This is a genomic window from Aggregicoccus sp. 17bor-14 (assembly GCF_009659535.1).
Lineage (GTDB): Bacteria > Myxococcota > Myxococcia > Myxococcales > Myxococcaceae > Aggregicoccus.
Window position 1 is genome coordinate 77,067 of the sequence record NZ_VJZZ01000010.1, and the last position, 13,515, is coordinate 90,581.

At 70.6% G+C, this 13,515-nt stretch carries 12 protein-coding genes; 9 read left to right on the top strand and 3 right to left on the bottom strand.

Features of this window, described 5'->3' with window-relative positions; all coding sequences use genetic code 11:
- Window positions 1-159: 159 nt before the first annotated feature.
- Window positions 160-3,369: a TonB-dependent receptor gene (locus tag FGE12_RS19420; protein WP_153868014.1), complete on the bottom strand. Its 3,210-nt coding sequence runs from the start codon at window positions 3,367-3,369 to the stop codon at window positions 160-162.
- Window positions 3,370-3,610: 241 nt separating this feature from the next.
- On the opposite strand from FGE12_RS19420, the gene mtnP reads away from it, so the two are divergent.
- The 5 genes from mtnP to FGE12_RS19445 all read left to right on the top strand — a co-directional run bounded on the left by mtnP (window position 3,611) and on the right by FGE12_RS19445 (window position 7,212).
- Window positions 3,611-4,501, top strand: coding sequence for an S-methyl-5'-thioadenosine phosphorylase (gene mtnP / locus FGE12_RS19425; protein WP_153868015.1), 891 nt, complete (start codon window positions 3,611-3,613; stop codon window positions 4,499-4,501).
- Between the two features lie 154 nt (window positions 4,502-4,655).
- Window positions 4,656-5,663 carry a fatty acid desaturase gene (locus FGE12_RS19430; protein WP_153868016.1) on the top strand — a complete coding sequence of 336 codons (1,008 nt, stop codon included), beginning with the start codon at window positions 4,656-4,658 and terminating at the stop codon, window positions 5,661-5,663.
- An 8-nt stretch (window positions 5,664-5,671) separates the two neighbouring features.
- Window positions 5,672-5,902, top strand: a complete 231-nt coding sequence (locus tag FGE12_RS19435) for a hypothetical protein (protein WP_194798077.1) — start codon at window positions 5,672-5,674, stop codon at window positions 5,900-5,902.
- A 9-nt stretch (window positions 5,903-5,911) separates the two neighbouring features.
- Complete coding sequence (locus FGE12_RS19440; protein WP_153868017.1) at window positions 5,912-6,064, top strand: hypothetical protein; 153 nt, start codon at window positions 5,912-5,914, stop codon at window positions 6,062-6,064.
- A 104-nt stretch (window positions 6,065-6,168) separates the two neighbouring features.
- Window positions 6,169-7,212, top strand: coding sequence for a YihY/virulence factor BrkB family protein (locus FGE12_RS19445; protein ID WP_153868018.1), 1,044 nt, complete (start codon window positions 6,169-6,171; stop codon window positions 7,210-7,212).
- A 7-nt stretch (window positions 7,213-7,219) separates the two neighbouring features.
- On the opposite strand, the gene FGE12_RS19450 is transcribed toward FGE12_RS19445, so the two are convergent.
- Window positions 7,220-8,044: a M48 family metallopeptidase gene (locus tag FGE12_RS19450; protein WP_153868019.1), complete on the bottom strand. Its 825-nt coding sequence runs from the start codon at window positions 8,042-8,044 to the stop codon at window positions 7,220-7,222.
- Between the two features lie 237 nt (window positions 8,045-8,281).
- Complete coding sequence (locus FGE12_RS19455; RefSeq protein ID WP_194798078.1) at window positions 8,282-8,887, bottom strand: superoxide dismutase; 606 nt, start codon at window positions 8,885-8,887, stop codon at window positions 8,282-8,284.
- Window positions 8,888-9,030: 143 nt separating this feature from the next.
- Between FGE12_RS19455 and mutM the strand changes: the two genes are divergently transcribed.
- The 4 genes from mutM to lysA all read left to right on the top strand — a co-directional run bounded on the left by mutM (window position 9,031) and on the right by lysA (window position 13,510).
- Window positions 9,031-9,846 (top strand): bifunctional DNA-formamidopyrimidine glycosylase/DNA-(apurinic or apyrimidinic site) lyase, encoded by an 816-nt coding sequence (mutM, locus tag FGE12_RS19460; protein ID WP_153868020.1) that lies wholly within the window; start codon window positions 9,031-9,033, stop codon window positions 9,844-9,846.
- 149 nt (window positions 9,847-9,995) lie between these two features.
- Complete coding sequence (locus FGE12_RS19465; RefSeq protein WP_153868021.1) at window positions 9,996-11,921, top strand: TIGR04551 family protein; 1,926 nt, start codon at window positions 9,996-9,998, stop codon at window positions 11,919-11,921.
- Window positions 11,922-11,936: 15 nt separating this feature from the next.
- Window positions 11,937-12,269 (top strand): hypothetical protein, encoded by a 333-nt coding sequence (locus FGE12_RS19470; RefSeq protein ID WP_153868022.1) that lies wholly within the window; start codon window positions 11,937-11,939, stop codon window positions 12,267-12,269.
- Entirely contained in the window at window positions 12,266-13,510 is a 1,245-nt protein-coding gene (gene lysA, locus FGE12_RS19475; RefSeq protein WP_153868023.1) for a diaminopimelate decarboxylase, read from the top strand. The genes FGE12_RS19470 and lysA overlap by 4 nt, the downstream gene beginning before the upstream one ends.
- Window positions 13,511-13,515 lie beyond the last annotated feature (5 nt).

Genomic DNA, 13,515 nt, shown 5'->3' on the forward strand with positions numbered 1-13,515 from the left:
GGGCGCTGGGGTGGGGATCCGGGCTCAGGTCTCCGGCGATGCGTCCCGGTGATGCGCCCCTCCGATGCGCCGCGGCCCCGCCTCGCGCGAGGCCCCCGCCAGCGTGGGGCGGGAGCCCCGCTCGAGCGGGGCCGGAGCGGGGACTGCGGGGCTGCTGCGCTAGAAGGTCACCTTCGCGCCGAAGCGGACGGAGCGAGGCGCCTGGTAGGCCGTGGCGTTGCGGAAGTTCGGGTTCTTGTCCGCATCCGTGAAGCCCTGGTCCTGGAAGCACTGGTTCACGGCCTCGTCACCCTGCGGGTTGCCCGTGCACGGCGTCACTGCTTGCGTGGTGTAGGCCTGGTCGACCGTGGTCACGGTCTGGAAGTTGAACAGGTTGAACACGTCCACGCCGACGGTGATGAGGTTGTTCTCGCTCAGCTTGTAGTTCAGGCCGAGGCGACCATCGATGTCGTTGCGCCACGGGGTACGGCCCGCGGTGCCGCGCTCGGCGAGGAAGGCCTCCTGCTGGCCGTAGATGGGGTGCGCGCCCAGGTAGCTGATGGGCGTGCCCGAGCGGCCACGGTAGGTGGCGCCGAGGTTGAAGCTGACGGCATCCGTGAGGACGAACTCCTTCGCCGCGAACACCTTGATGCTGTGCGTACGGTCACCGGGCAGCTTGCCGGTGCGGTTCGCCAGCAGCGAGATGAGGTCGAAGTCGGAGTTGATGTTCGGGTCCAGCTGGCCGGTCTCCGGGCGGAAGAGGCCCGCGTAGTTACCCTCGAGCTTGCTCCAGGTGTAGCTGACCTGGGCGAGCCACAGGTCGGCGAAGGTCTTGTCGAAGAAGACCGTCACCGCGTCGTAGTCGCGCGTCGCCTTGGGGAAGTCCGAGGCCACGCCCGTGCCCGGGTTGCCGATGAAGTAGGTGTTCGCCTCGTCGCGGCTCATGTCCTCGATGACCTGGTTCATGTAGCGGCGGGTGTAGCTCGCACCCAGGCGGCCGTTGTTGATGACCTCGTACTCGCCGCCGACCACGAACTCGTCCGAGCTCTGGGGCTTCAGGTCGGGGTCCACAGGGCTGCGGACACCGCCGGTGGGCTGCAGGAACTCGTTGGGATCGCTCGGGTCACTGCCGGACACCAGTCCCGCGGGGTCCACCGAGAGGCAGCCCGCGGTGGCAGCCGAGATGTCCACCACGCCGTTCGCGGCGGTCATGTTGCAGTTGGAGCGCGCGTGCACGATGTTGGCCTGACGCTCACCGGGGAACTGACGGTCGGCCAGGTCGAGGGGAACCTGCTCGTAGAAGCGCGCGTAGTTCGCGTAGATCTTGGAGCGGCCCTGCTGGGTGAAGTCGTACAGGACGCCGACGCGCGGGCTCCACTGGTTGCCCAGGCTGAGCGCGAGGATGTCATCGGCGCCGTACATCTTCTGCTGGTCGTAGCGAACGCCGGCGTTGATGGTGAAGAGGTCGAGCACGCTCCAGCTGTCCTGCACGAAGCCACCGATGGTGTTGCTGCTGGTGGCCGCCGGCACGGAGGCCTGACGGGTGAACTGACCCGGGGCGGTGAGGTAGCCGTAGTTGCGGAACTCCTGGAAGCCGGTGGAGGGCGCCGTCGCGGTGCGGTCCAGGGTCTCGCGCAGCCAGGCGCCGCCCGAGTACGCCTTGTTGCGGTCGTAGTTCAGGTACTCGTAGTCCACGCCGACCTTGAACACGTGACGGCCGGCCAGGTTCGCCAGGTAGGTGCCCACGCCCTTCGCCTGGTAGCGGTCGAGCTTGTCCTCGGTGATGAAGCCGGGGCCGCCCACCGAGTAGGTGGTGACCGGGCAGAGGTTGGCGCCGCCGGGACCCGTGCACGCCGCGACCACGGCGGGGTCGCTCGCGTACTCGAAGTCGGTGGCGCGGTAGGCGCCGGCGCCGGAGCGCGCGCGGAACTGCACGAGCGGGGTCGCCGCGATGCCCGAGGTGTCCGCCACGTGGGTGCCGTCCACCGGCAGGATGTTCGCATCCTGGTGGTGCCAGCCGGCCGTCACGTCCAGGAGGAACTTCTTGTCCGCGAACGACGAGGCCGTCTTCAGCGCGAGGTCCATGGAGTTGGCGGTGTTGATGGTGGACAGGGCGTTGAACTGCCCGTTCACGAACACCGTCGGAGTGCCGTCCTGGTTGTCGAAGGGGAAGCTGGTGCTGCTGCCCGACTTGGAGGGCGAGCCGTACACGGACAGGCTGACGTTGTGATTCTGGTTGAGCAGGTAGGTCAGCTTGCCGATGTACTGGAAGCTCTTCTGGTCCGCGAAGCGGTTGCTCTCGGTGCCCGGGACGACCTCGGAGGCGAAGAGGCTGCGTGCCGTCAGGGCGCCCGAGGAGCCCGGGATGCGGAGCAGCCCGCCGAAGCAGTTGTTCGTGCCGTCCGGGTCCGAGCAGGGGACGCGCGCGTTCACGTTGCGCTCGTTGCTGTAGCGGGTGAACGAGGGGGCGAAGCCCGCGTAGAACCACAGCTTGTCCTTGAGGATGGGACCGCCGAGCTCGGCGCCGAAGTCACCGAGGTTGTGCAGGCTCGTGTTGACGGAGAAGGCGCTCGCCTGGGAGAGGACCGTCTTCGCGTTGCCCTCGAGCGCGCCCGGGGTGAAGTTCGCGAACACGGAGCCGTGGAACTCGTTGGATCCGCTCTTCGTCACGGCGTTGAGCACGCCGCCGGTGGCCCGCCCGTACTCGGGCATGTAGCCACCAGTGATGACGTTCACGTCCTGGATGAACTCCACGCTCAGGGGCGTGCCGAGCACGCCGAAGCCGGGGTCGTTCACGGAGAGGCCGTCGATGACGAACGAGTTCTCGGGGGACGTGGTGCCGCTGATGCTCACGCCGTACTGGTCGGCATTCGCGCCGGGGGCGATGTCCGCGAGAGACTCGAAGGAGCGCGCAGCGCCGCCCTTGCCGGTGGGACGCACCACGGCGATGTTGCGCACGAAGTCCGCGCCCACGTTGACGCCGGTGGAGGTGGAGCCCACGTCGATGGTGGGCGCCGTGCCCTGCACGACGATGTTCTCGGTGATGCCGGTGGGCAGCAGCTCCACGTTCACGCGGATGGTGCGGTCCACGCGCAGCTGGACGCCCGCGCGGCTGTAGGGCTGGAACTGCTCCTTCTCGAAGCGCAGCGTGTAATTGCCGGTGGGCAGCTGCGGGATGCGGTACTGGCCGGTGGCGTCCGTCACCACCACCTGCTCACCTTGGAGGTTGGGCGAGGTCGCGGTCACCACGACATCGGGGACGGGTTGTTTGTTGGAAGCGTCGCTCACCGTACCGGTGATGACGCCGCTCTGAGCAAAGGCGGCGGTGCCATACAAGAGGCCCGCGACCAGGAACGCTCCGGTTGCCCGGAGTACACGAGGCCATTGCATCGTTTCACTCCTTCCAGGTGCACGCCTGCTGCGTGGACTGCAGGATGGTCTCTGCGCGGACCGCACCTGGACGGCGCGCAGAGAAGGACGGAAGACCCGTGCTCCACGGGGGAAGATGGCACCGGGGGCGTTTTCAAAGCGTGACGGCTCGCCCCACTCTGCAAAGCCCCCAAAGGCCCGTTTTCACTCTCAAAATGCAACGGTGCGCGGGGCCGCGCGAGTTGCCCTGGAGGACGAGGACATGGCGGCAGAGACGCTTGTGGCGATCATCGGCGGTACGGGGCTGGGCGAGGCGCTGGGCGCCCTGGGGCCGGGCGAGGTGCGCGAGCTGGACACGCCCTTCGGGCGGCCCTCCGGCCCCATCACGCTCACGGAGGTGGACGGCGTGCGGGTGGCGCTGCTCTCGCGCCACGGCGAGGGCCACCTGCTCAACCCCACGCAGGTGCCCTACAGCGCGAACCTCTTCGCGCTCAAGGCGCTGGGGGTGACGCACGTGCTGGCGAGCGGCGCGGTGGGCTCGCTGCGCGAGGAGATCGCCCCGCGCGACCTGGTGGTGCCGGACCAGCTCATCGATCGCACCACGCGGCGCGCGGGCACCTTCTTCGAGGAGCTCAGCGTGCACGTGGAGCTCTCGCAGCCCTTCTGCCCCGCGCTGCGGCGCGCGCTGCTGGAGGCGGGCGCCGCGGGCGGCGGCGCGCGGGTGCACGCGCAGGGCACCTACGTGTGCATGGAGGGCCCGGCGCTGAGCACCCGCGCCGAGAGCCTCATGCACCGCGCGTGGGGCGCGGACCTGGTGGGGATGACGGCGATGCCGGAGGCGAAGCTCGCGCGTGAGGCGGAGCTGCACTACGCGCTGGTGGCGCTGCCCACCGACTACGACTGCTGGCAGCTGCCTCCGCCCGGCGCGAGCGCGCAGAGCATCGTCGAGGGCGTGGTGAAGAACCTGCGCGCGGTGACCGCGAGCGGGCTCGCGCTCATCCGGCGCGCCCTGCCGCGCGTGGCGGCGCTGCCCGCCGGCTGCGGCTGCGACTCGGCGCTCGCGCTGGGCATCTGGTCCGACCGCGCCCGCACCCCGCCCGAGGTGCGCCGCCGCCTCGCCCCGCTGCTGGGCAAGTACCTGCCGGCAACCTGAGGGAGTTCTTCCCCATACCAGGCAGGCGGGCAGGGGAGGGCCGGCGGGTTCCCCACCGGGGAGTGGGGACAGGCGCCCGGGGATGGTATGAGGGGGCCGGCAGCGTTCGTCCCGGGCTGCTTCCCTTCCCCCCACCTGACCGAGGTCCAGTCCCATGGCGCAGCTCGCCTTCGCCCGCTCCACCGAGAAAGAGCCGCACCTCGCGCGCGCTCGCGCCATCCTGGTGGCCCACCCCGAGCTGAAGGCGCTGTGCGGTCACACGCCCATCACCGCGCTCTTCGTCGCGGCGCTGGTGGGAATCATGGTGGGCATGGCGGCGCTGCTGCGCGCGCAGCCCTGGTGGGTCATCCTCGCCGCCTCCTGGCTGGTGGGCGCGGTGGTGAACCACGGCCTGTGGGTGCTCATCCACGAGTGCACCCACAACCTGGTCTTCAAGAGCCCGCGGATGAACGCGCTGCTGCAGATGTTCGCGAACCTGCCGATCCTCTTCCCGGCGGCCATCTCGTTCCGCAAGTACCACCTGCTGCACCACCGCTTCCAGGGTGACCCCGAGCTGGACGCGGACCTGGCGAGCCCGCTCGAGGCGAAGCTCATCGGCAACTCCACCTTCGGCAAGGCCTTCTGGATGCTCTTCTTCTGGGCGTTCCAGGCCAGCCGCGTGGGCCGGCTCAAGCGCATCCCCTTCTTCGACCGCTGGTACGTGGCGAACCTCCTCATCCAGGTCGCCTTCATCGGCGGCGTGGTGTTCTGGCTGGGCTGGGGCGCGCTCGCGTTCCTCTTCCTCTCCAGCATCTTCTCCATCGGGCTGCACCCGGTGGGCGCGCGCTGGATCCAGGAGCACTACCTGGTCAAGCCGGACCAGGAGACCTACTCGTACTACGGCCCGTTCAACGTGGTGGCCTTCAACGTGGGCTACCACAACGAGCACCACGACGTGATGCGCGTGCCGTGGACGCGCCTGCCGCAGGTGCGCAGCATCGCGCCCGAGTTCTACGAGTCGCTGCACTCGCACTCGAGCTGGACGAAGCTGTGGCTGCAGTTCCTCTTCGACCCGAAGCTCTCGCTCTACAGCCGCATGACGCGCGGCGGGAACACCGCAGCGAAGCTGGACGCGCCCCCCGAGCACACCGAGGGGCTGCTCGCCACCGGCGCGGGGAAGTAGCGCGCGCCGTGGCGCCGCTCGCGCTCGAGGACCGGGCAGGGCTGGCGGCAGAGGCGCGCGCCGCGCTGCAGGCGCAGCTCGCGCCGCTGCGCACGCTGGAGCAGGTGGCGCGCTGGGCGTTCGCGCAGCGCCCCGCGCTGGACATCGCCGAGGTGCTCGTCCAGGACGAGTTCACGCACGACGTGGTGGTTCCGCTCACGCAGCCCGAGGGCCACTGCCTCGTCTTCGACGTCACCTGACTCGGGCACGTGACGGCGGTCGCCGTCTGGAGGACGCGCCCCGATGCCCCCGCGCTGCTCGAGGCGCGGCTTGCGCGCGGGTGGCGCCCCACGCCCTCGGCGCTGCAGGACGGTGAGCAGGTGCTGGGCTACGCCGCCTGCGCCGTGCTCTCGCGCCGCTAACAAAGTGGCAGTGCTGTGAGCGGGCGCTCGCCCGGCCGCCTGCTGCTCCGGCAGGATGCGCGCCTACCTTTGCTCTTGGCAGACGGGAGGAGCGAGCGCGAGCGATGACGTGGTGGCCCCCCAGGCTCAAGCACCTGACGTGGCGCGAGTTCGCGCGCCGCTTCTACAAGGAGATGGAGGAGGACACCGTCACCGACTGCGCCGCGCAGCTCGCGTACTACTTCCTCTTCTCGCTCTTCCCCTTCCTCTTCTTCCTCGTCACGCTCGTGGCCTACCTGCCCCTGGGGCCGGGCGCCGTGGACATGATGATGGACCGCGTCGCGCACCTCATGCCGGGCGACGCGCTCTCGCTCCTGCGCGAGCACCTGCAGTCGCTGGTGAGCGAGACGCGCCCCAAGCTGCTCACCCTGGGCGTGCTGGTGACGCTGTGGAGCGCGAGCCGCGGGGTGGACGCCCTGCGCAAGAGCCTCAACCTCGCCTACGACGTGCCCGAGTCGCGCCCGTGGTGGAAGACGCAGGCGCTCAGCATGCTGATGACGCTGGCCGGCACGCTGCTCATCCCCATCGCCGTGGCGGCCTTCGTGCTGGGCGGGCGGCTGGGGGAGTGGCTCGCGGACAAGCTGCAGATCATCGACGAGTTCGTGATCTTCTGGAACCTGATGCGCTGGCCCTTCACGGCCCTGCTCATCATGTTCGCGCTCGCGCTCGCGTACTACCTGCTGCCGGACGTGAAGCAGCGCTTCAAGTACATCACCCCGGGCTCGATCTTCGGCACGCTGGGGTGGCTGCTCTCCACCTGGGCCTTCACCCAGTACGTGGAGCACTTCGGCAAGTACAACGTCACCTACGGCTCCATCGGCGGCGTGGTGGTGCTCTTGCTGTGGCTCTACATCACCGGGCTCATCTTCATCCTCGGCGGCGAGCTCAACGCCGTGCTCGAGCACGCGAGCACGCGCGGGAAGATGAAGGGGGCGCGGCGCGAGGGGGAGCTGCCCCCGCTCGAGCCGCCGCTCAAGACGCCCGGCGCCGCGAAGAGCGCCGAGAGCGCGCGCAAGACGCGCCTCGCGTTCTGGCGCTGGCGCCGGCGCGTGGCGCAGGGCCAGCCGCCCGAGCCGGTGGAGCCCGGGCCGCGCGGCCCCTTGCCCTGAAGCGCTGCTACTTGCCGCCCAGCTTGCGCTTGATCGGCGCGAGCCGGTCCGCGCCCACGTCCGTGCCCGAGAGGTTGTGCTGGGCGATGAAGGCGTTGATCAGCTCCACGCGCTGCGCGCTGGAGGGGTGCGTGGAGAGGAACTGCAGCACGCCGGGGTTGCCCTCCTGGGCCTCGAGCTTCTGGAAGAAGGTGACCAGGCCGCGCGGGTCGTAGCCCGCGGCGCTGCTGTAGGTGGCGCCGTACTCGTCCGCCTCCTTCTCCATGTCGCGGCCGAACTTGAGCATCCCCACGTTGCCGGCGAGGCCCGCGGCCATCTGCGCGATGGCGTTGGGGTTCTGGCCCAGGGCCATGCCGGTCACCGCCTGCAGGCCGTACGCGTCCACCATCTGGCGCGCGGAGTGGCGGGCCACCACGTGGCCGGCCTCGTGGCCCATCACGCCCGCGAGCTCCGCCTCGTTGTCCGCCGCGAGCAGCAGGCCCGTGTACACGTAGAGGAAGCCGCCGGGGGTGGCGAAGGCGTTGACCGTCTTGGGGTCGTCGATGACGTGGACCTGCCACTTCACCTCGGGGCGGTCCTTGCTCGCGAACTGGAGGATCCGCTGCGAGACCCCGTTCACGTAGTTCACCACCTCGGGGTCGGTGACGTACTTGATCTTCTCCTTCGTCTCGAGCTCGCTCTTCACCTGCTGGCCGAGCTGCAGCTCCTGCTCGGGGGTGATGAGCGCCTTGGCCGCGGCCGTCTCCGCGCCGCGGCGCTGCGCCATCGTGCAGGCGGGCAGGGCCCCGGCGGCGAGGGAGAGGGCGAGCAGCGCTGCGAGGTTGCGTCTCATGGCGGGTGTGCCTTTCTGGAACGGGAACGGGACCTGACGTGGGGCGGGCATGCCTAGCGGGCGTACCGGGGCCCCGGCAAGCACTGGACGCGAGCCCCCTCCGCCCCATTCACCGGGTGGACGCTCGTGGCAGGCCGGGCGGGGGCCGGGCGGGCAGGGGAGGGGCCCGCGAAAAAGAGCGCGGCGGGCAGGCCCGGAGGCCCACCCGCCGCGGGGGAAGCAGCTGCGGTGCGCGCGCTACTTCAGGCGCGGCTCGCAGGCCTCGTAGTCGATGTTGGAGAAGTACGCGTCCACGTACTTGCCCCGCTCGTTCGCCTTGTAGTCCGGGGTGAAGGCGTGCTCCCACGCGTCCATGATGATGACGGGGCGGAAGCCGGCGATGTTGTTCGTCTCGTGCAGCGTGATCCAGTGGTTGCTCAGCCAGCCGTTCTTCGGGTCCTGGAAGGTGACGGCCCAGCCGATGCCCGGCATGGTGGCCACGGCGCGGAAGTCGGCGAGCCAGTTCTCGTAGCTGCCGAAGCTCGCCTCCATCGCCTGCTTCAGCTTGCCCTTGGGCTCGCCGGAGCCGCCGGGGCGCATGTTCTCGAAGTAGTACTCGTGCAGGACCATGCCGTTGTACTCGAAGCCGAGGCGGCGGGTGAGCTCGGCATAGACCGGGTTGGTGCCGGCGGCCTCACCCTTGCCCTGCAGGCCCTGCAGCGTCTCGGTGAGCTTGTTGGTGCGGTTGACGTAGCCCTCGTAGAGCTTGAAGTGCGTCTCGAGGACCGCGTCGCTCAGGCCCTTGAGTCCCTTGAGCTTGGGGAACTGCATCGGGGTGTACTTCTTCTGCGGCATGTCGGCCATGGGGCCTCCCTGAGAGAAGCGTGGGTGCAGAGCTGCAACGCGTGCAGGGCCCCTTGTAAAGGCGCCGCGCACGGACTGCCGCCTCTCTTTCACGCCCGTGTGTGGCCATCAACAAGAAGAAATCTGCTATCCCGGTCCGTGCCATGCCCGAGCTTCCCGAGGTCGAGTTTGCGCGCCGTGCGCTCCTGCGCTGGCTGGAGGGACGCCGCGTCCTCTCCGCCGAGGCGGACGCCACGCGCGTGTTCCGCGGCGCCGAGCCCAAGCGCTTCACGCAGCTGCGCGGGCGCCTGCAGTCGCTCGAGCGCCGGGGCAAGTACCTGCTCTTCACCTTCGAGGAGGGGCGCGGGCTGCTGGGCCACCTGGGGATGACGGGCAAGTTCGTGCGCCGCCCCGAAGGCCACGTGGAGCCCTACAGCCGCGCCCGCTTCCACCTGGAGGGCGGGGACGTGGTGCACTTTCGCGACCCGCGCCTCTTCGGCCGGCTCGAGCCCGCGCCGGCCGGCACGCTGCTGCAGCTCCCCGCGGTGGCCGCGCTGGGGCTGGACCCGCTGGTGGACGGCCTGAGCGCCGCGCAGCTGAAGGAGGCCCTGGGAACTTCCAAGCAGGACCTCAAGGTCGCGCTGATGGACCAGGGGCGCATCGCGGGGCTGGGCAACATCCACGCGGCCGAGGCGCTGTTTCGCGCAGGCCTGCACCCCTCGCGCAAGCCCGCGAGCCTCACGGGCGCCGAGTGGACGAAGCTCGCGCGCGCCATCCAGGCCACGCTGGACTACGCCTTCGAGCTCAACGGCGAGGGCGACGAGATGGACTACCTGGAGGAGCCCGGCGCGAAGAACCCCTTCCGCATCTACGGGCGCGCCGGCGAGCCCTGCCGCAAGTGTCGCACCCCGGTGGAGTCCTTCACCCAGGGCGGGCGCACCACGCACTTCTGCCCCCGCTGTCAGCCCCACCCGGAGTGAGGGTCCATCCCTACATGCAAGGGCTGGAAACCGGCGCGCGGGGCCCCCTCGCGCCTCGCCGGGGATTCGCGTTGACACCCCTCGGGCCCCCCGCTTAACTCCCCCGCCCTCGCCGCACCGCTCGTCACAGCTCCCGGAGAACCGTACCCATGCCTCACCACCTGCTGGCGGCGCTGCTCGTCGCCTCTGCCACGGCCACTGCGCAGACCCCGGCGCCCGGCACCAAGCCTGCCGCCCCCGCCCCGGCCGCGAAGTCTGCGCAGCAGCCGCAGCAGCAGCCCGCTCCGGCCGGTGAGGACGAGGACGCGGCCCCCGCGCCCGCGCAGCCCTCGCGCCCCGCGGCTCCGGCTGGCCAGACCGCTGGCCAGAACTCCACTGACGACGTGGACGCGAAGATCGCCGCCGCGAAGGAGGAGATGCGCCAGGAGATCACCGCGCAGCTCGCCACGCAGAGCACCTCCGAGGAGTGGAACGCGGAGTTCGTGACCCAGCAGAAGAAGCTGGAGCTGTTCACGCTGGACGGCTACCTGCGCCTGCGCCCCACGCTCTATTACAAGTTCGACCTCGGCAAGGACCCCACCGCCGGCCGCAACCTCATCTGGCCCAACAGCCCGCGCACCCGCAAGGAGCAGACGCAGGCGGGCGCCAACATGCGCGTGCGCCTGGAGCCCACCTTCAACGTCTCCGAGGAGGTGCGGATCAAGATGCAGGTGGACGCGCTGGACAACGTGCTGCTGGGCAGCACGCCGGACACCGCCTTCACCTCGAGCGACCGCAACGCCTTCACGCTCTTCTCGGAGAGCCAGAGCCCGCCCACCTCGGGCGTGAACGCGCTCAAGGACTCCATCCTCGTGCGCCGCGCCTACGGCGAGGTGAGCACCCCGGTGGGCATCCTGCGCTTCGGCCGCATGGGCAGCCACTGGGGCCTGGGCATGCTGCGCAACGACGGCAACTGCCTGGACTGCGACTTCGGCGACACGGTGGACCGCATCCAGTTCGTCACCGAGCCCTTCAACGGCTGGTACGTGACGCCGATGTTCGACTTCAACTCCGAGGGCCTCACCAGCGAGGGTCGCAACGCCGCGGGAGAGCCCTACGATCTCACCCAGTCCGACGACGCCCACAGCCTGGTGCTCGCGGTGGCGCGGCGCGACACCGAGCAGCAGGTGAAGGCGAAGCTGGCGGACGGGCAGGGCGTGCTCAACTACGGCCTGCACTTCACCTACCGCACCCAGCGCTGGGACACGGACTACGGCCAGGGTGACGTGAACGCGGGCGCCAGCGGCGCCACCGGCTTCATCCCGCGCAAGGGACGCCTCTTCGTGCCGGACTTCTGGCTGCGCTACGAGCAGAAGTCCTTCCGCCTCGAGATGGAGGCCGCCGCGCAGCTGGGCGACATCGAGAACCGCGCCCTGGACCCGGCGCTCGCCAACGTGCCCGGCCAGAACCAGTCGCTGTCCATCGTGCAGTTCGGCGCGGTGGTGCAGGCCGAGGCGAAGCTGATGAAGAACGCGCTCTCACTCGGGCTCGAGCTGGGCTACGCGTCCGGTGACGACGCGCCGGGCTTCGGCAACTACCCGCGCCGCCAGACGGTGGGGGCGGACGGCACCACCGTGGTGCTCACCGAGCCGCAGTTCGACTGCACGACCCGGGCGAACACCACCTCGTGCGACGACCGCGCCATCCGCAACTTCCGCTTCAACCGCGACTACCGCGTGGACATGATCCTCTGGCGCGAGATCCTCGGCGGCCTGACGGACGCCATCTACGCCAAGCCCACGCTCAAGTACACGCTGGCGCCGGGCTTCGACCTGCACGGCAGCCTCATCTACTCGCGCGCCGTCTTCAAGGAGTCCACGCCCTCCTTCTTCGACGTCGAGACCGGCAAGGACCTGGGCAGCGCGAACCTCGGCGTGGAGTTCAACGCGGGCGTGCGCTACGAGACCGAGGACGGCTTCATCTCGGGGCTGGACTGGGGCATCCTCTTCCCGCTCTCGGGCCTCGAGCAGGCGGGCTTCCCCAACACGCTGAAGACGCCGCAGGCGCTGCGCGCGATGCTGGGCATCAAGTTCTAGCCGGAGCCCTCCTCCATGCCGACGTTCCCGCCCGCTGCGCGCCGCCTCGCCCTGCTCCTCGCAGTCGTGGGGGGGAGCGCGGCGGCGCTCGCCGGCTGCGGCATCAAGGGGGCGCCGCGCCCCCCGCTGCCGCCCGCCGCACCGCCCGCGCCCTCGGCCGCTCCCGAGCAGCAGCCGGCGGGGCAGCCCGCGGGTGAGCCCGCGCGTCCCGCCGCCCCGGACGCGACCGCGCCCGGCGAGGTGGCCCCGCGCGGCCCCTTCCCGTCCATGCCGCCGCCGGACGCCGGCGCGTCTCCCGGCAGCGCTGCGGGCACGGACGCCGGCTCCACTCCCGACGCAGGGTCATGAACCACTTCAGCTACCGCCGCGGCAGTCTCCACGCGGAGGGGGTCCCGCTCTCCGCGATCGCGGAGGCCGTGGGCACCCCCACGTACGTCTACTCGAGCGCCACGCTGGTGCGGCACTACCGCGTCCTTGCCGAGGCCTTCGGCGAGGCGCCGCACCTCATCTGCTACTCGGTGAAGGCCAACAGCACGCTCGCGGTTTTGCGGCTGCTCGCCCGCGAGGGCTGCGGCTTCGACGTGGTGTCCGGCGGCGAGCTGGCGCGCGTGCAGGCGGCCGGCGGTGACCCCGCCCGCACGGTGTTCGCCGGGGTGGGCAAGACGCCCGAGGAGATGGAGCGCGCGCTCGCCGCGGGGCTGCTGCTCTTCAACGTGGAGGGCGCCGAGGAGCTCGCCATGCTGGACGCGGTGGGCCGGCGCCTCGGCCGCCCCGCGCCCTTCGCGCTGCGGGTGAACCCGGCGGTGGACGCGCGCACCCACAAGCACATCTCCACCGGCCTCAAGACCTCCAAGTTCGGCGTCCCCTTCGAGGAGGCGAGCGCGCTCTACCAGCGGGCCAAGCGCATGAAGGGCCTGGTGGCGCGCGGGCTGGACTGCCACATCGGCAGCCAGCTCACCCGCACGGGGCCGGTGCGCGCGGCGCTGACCAAGGTGGCGGGGCTGTACCGAGACCTGAAGGCGCGCGGCCATGGGCTCGAGTACCTGGACGTGGGCGGCGGCCTGGGCATCACCTACGTGGACGAGACCCCGCCCAGCCCCGTGGAGTACGCGAAGACGGTGCTGCAGGCGACCCGGGACACCGGCGCCACGCTGGTATTCGAGCCGGGGCGCGTGCTGGTGGGCAACGCCGGCGTGCTGCTCACCCGCGTGCTGTACCGCAAGCGCACCCCCGCCCGCACCTTCGTGGTGGTGGACGCGGGCATGAACGACCTGATGCGCCCGGCCCTCTACGACGCGCACCACGCCCTGCAGCCCCTGCGCAAGCCGCGCGGCGGGAAGGCGGAGCCGGTGGATGTAGTGGGCCCGGTGTGCGAGTCCACGGACGTGCTCGCGCGCGGGCGCGAGCTGGTGCTGCCGCGGCAGGGGGACCTGTACGCGGTGATGAGCGCCGGGGCCTACGGGATGAGCATGGCCAGCACCTACAACTCCCGCCCCCGCCCGGCCGAGGTCCTGGTGGACGGGGAGGCGTGGCGGGTGGTGCGCGAGCGCGAGGCGCTGGAGGACCTCTGGCGCGGCGAGCGGGCCTGACCTAA

What these genes read in the sequence shown, in the direction of transcription:
- mtnP (WP_153868015.1), top strand. Translation starts at nt 3,611, where the DNA reads ATGGCGGCAGAGACGCTTGTGGCGATCATCGGCGGTACGGGGCTGGGC.
- mutM (WP_153868020.1), top strand. Translation starts at nt 9,031, where the DNA reads ATGCCCGAGCTTCCCGAGGTCGAGTTTGCGCGCCGTGCGCTCCTGCGC.
- FGE12_RS19420 (WP_153868014.1), bottom strand. Translation starts at nt 3,369, where the DNA reads ATGCAATGGCCTCGTGTACTCCGGGCAACCGGAGCGTTCCTGGTCGCG.
- lysA (WP_153868023.1), top strand. Translation starts at nt 12,266, where the DNA reads ATGAACCACTTCAGCTACCGCCGCGGCAGTCTCCACGCGGAGGGGGTC.
- FGE12_RS19455 (WP_194798078.1), bottom strand. Translation starts at nt 8,887, where the DNA reads ATGGCCGACATGCCGCAGAAGAAGTACACCCCGATGCAGTTCCCCAAG.
- FGE12_RS19470 (WP_153868022.1), top strand. Translation starts at nt 11,937, where the DNA reads ATGCCGACGTTCCCGCCCGCTGCGCGCCGCCTCGCCCTGCTCCTCGCA.
- FGE12_RS19430 (WP_153868016.1), top strand. Translation starts at nt 4,656, where the DNA reads ATGGCGCAGCTCGCCTTCGCCCGCTCCACCGAGAAAGAGCCGCACCTC.
- FGE12_RS19445 (WP_153868018.1), top strand. Translation starts at nt 6,169, where the DNA reads ATGACGTGGTGGCCCCCCAGGCTCAAGCACCTGACGTGGCGCGAGTTC.
- FGE12_RS19450 (WP_153868019.1), bottom strand. Translation starts at nt 8,044, where the DNA reads ATGAGACGCAACCTCGCAGCGCTGCTCGCCCTCTCCCTCGCCGCCGGG.
- FGE12_RS19465 (WP_153868021.1), top strand. Translation starts at nt 9,996, where the DNA reads ATGCCTCACCACCTGCTGGCGGCGCTGCTCGTCGCCTCTGCCACGGCC.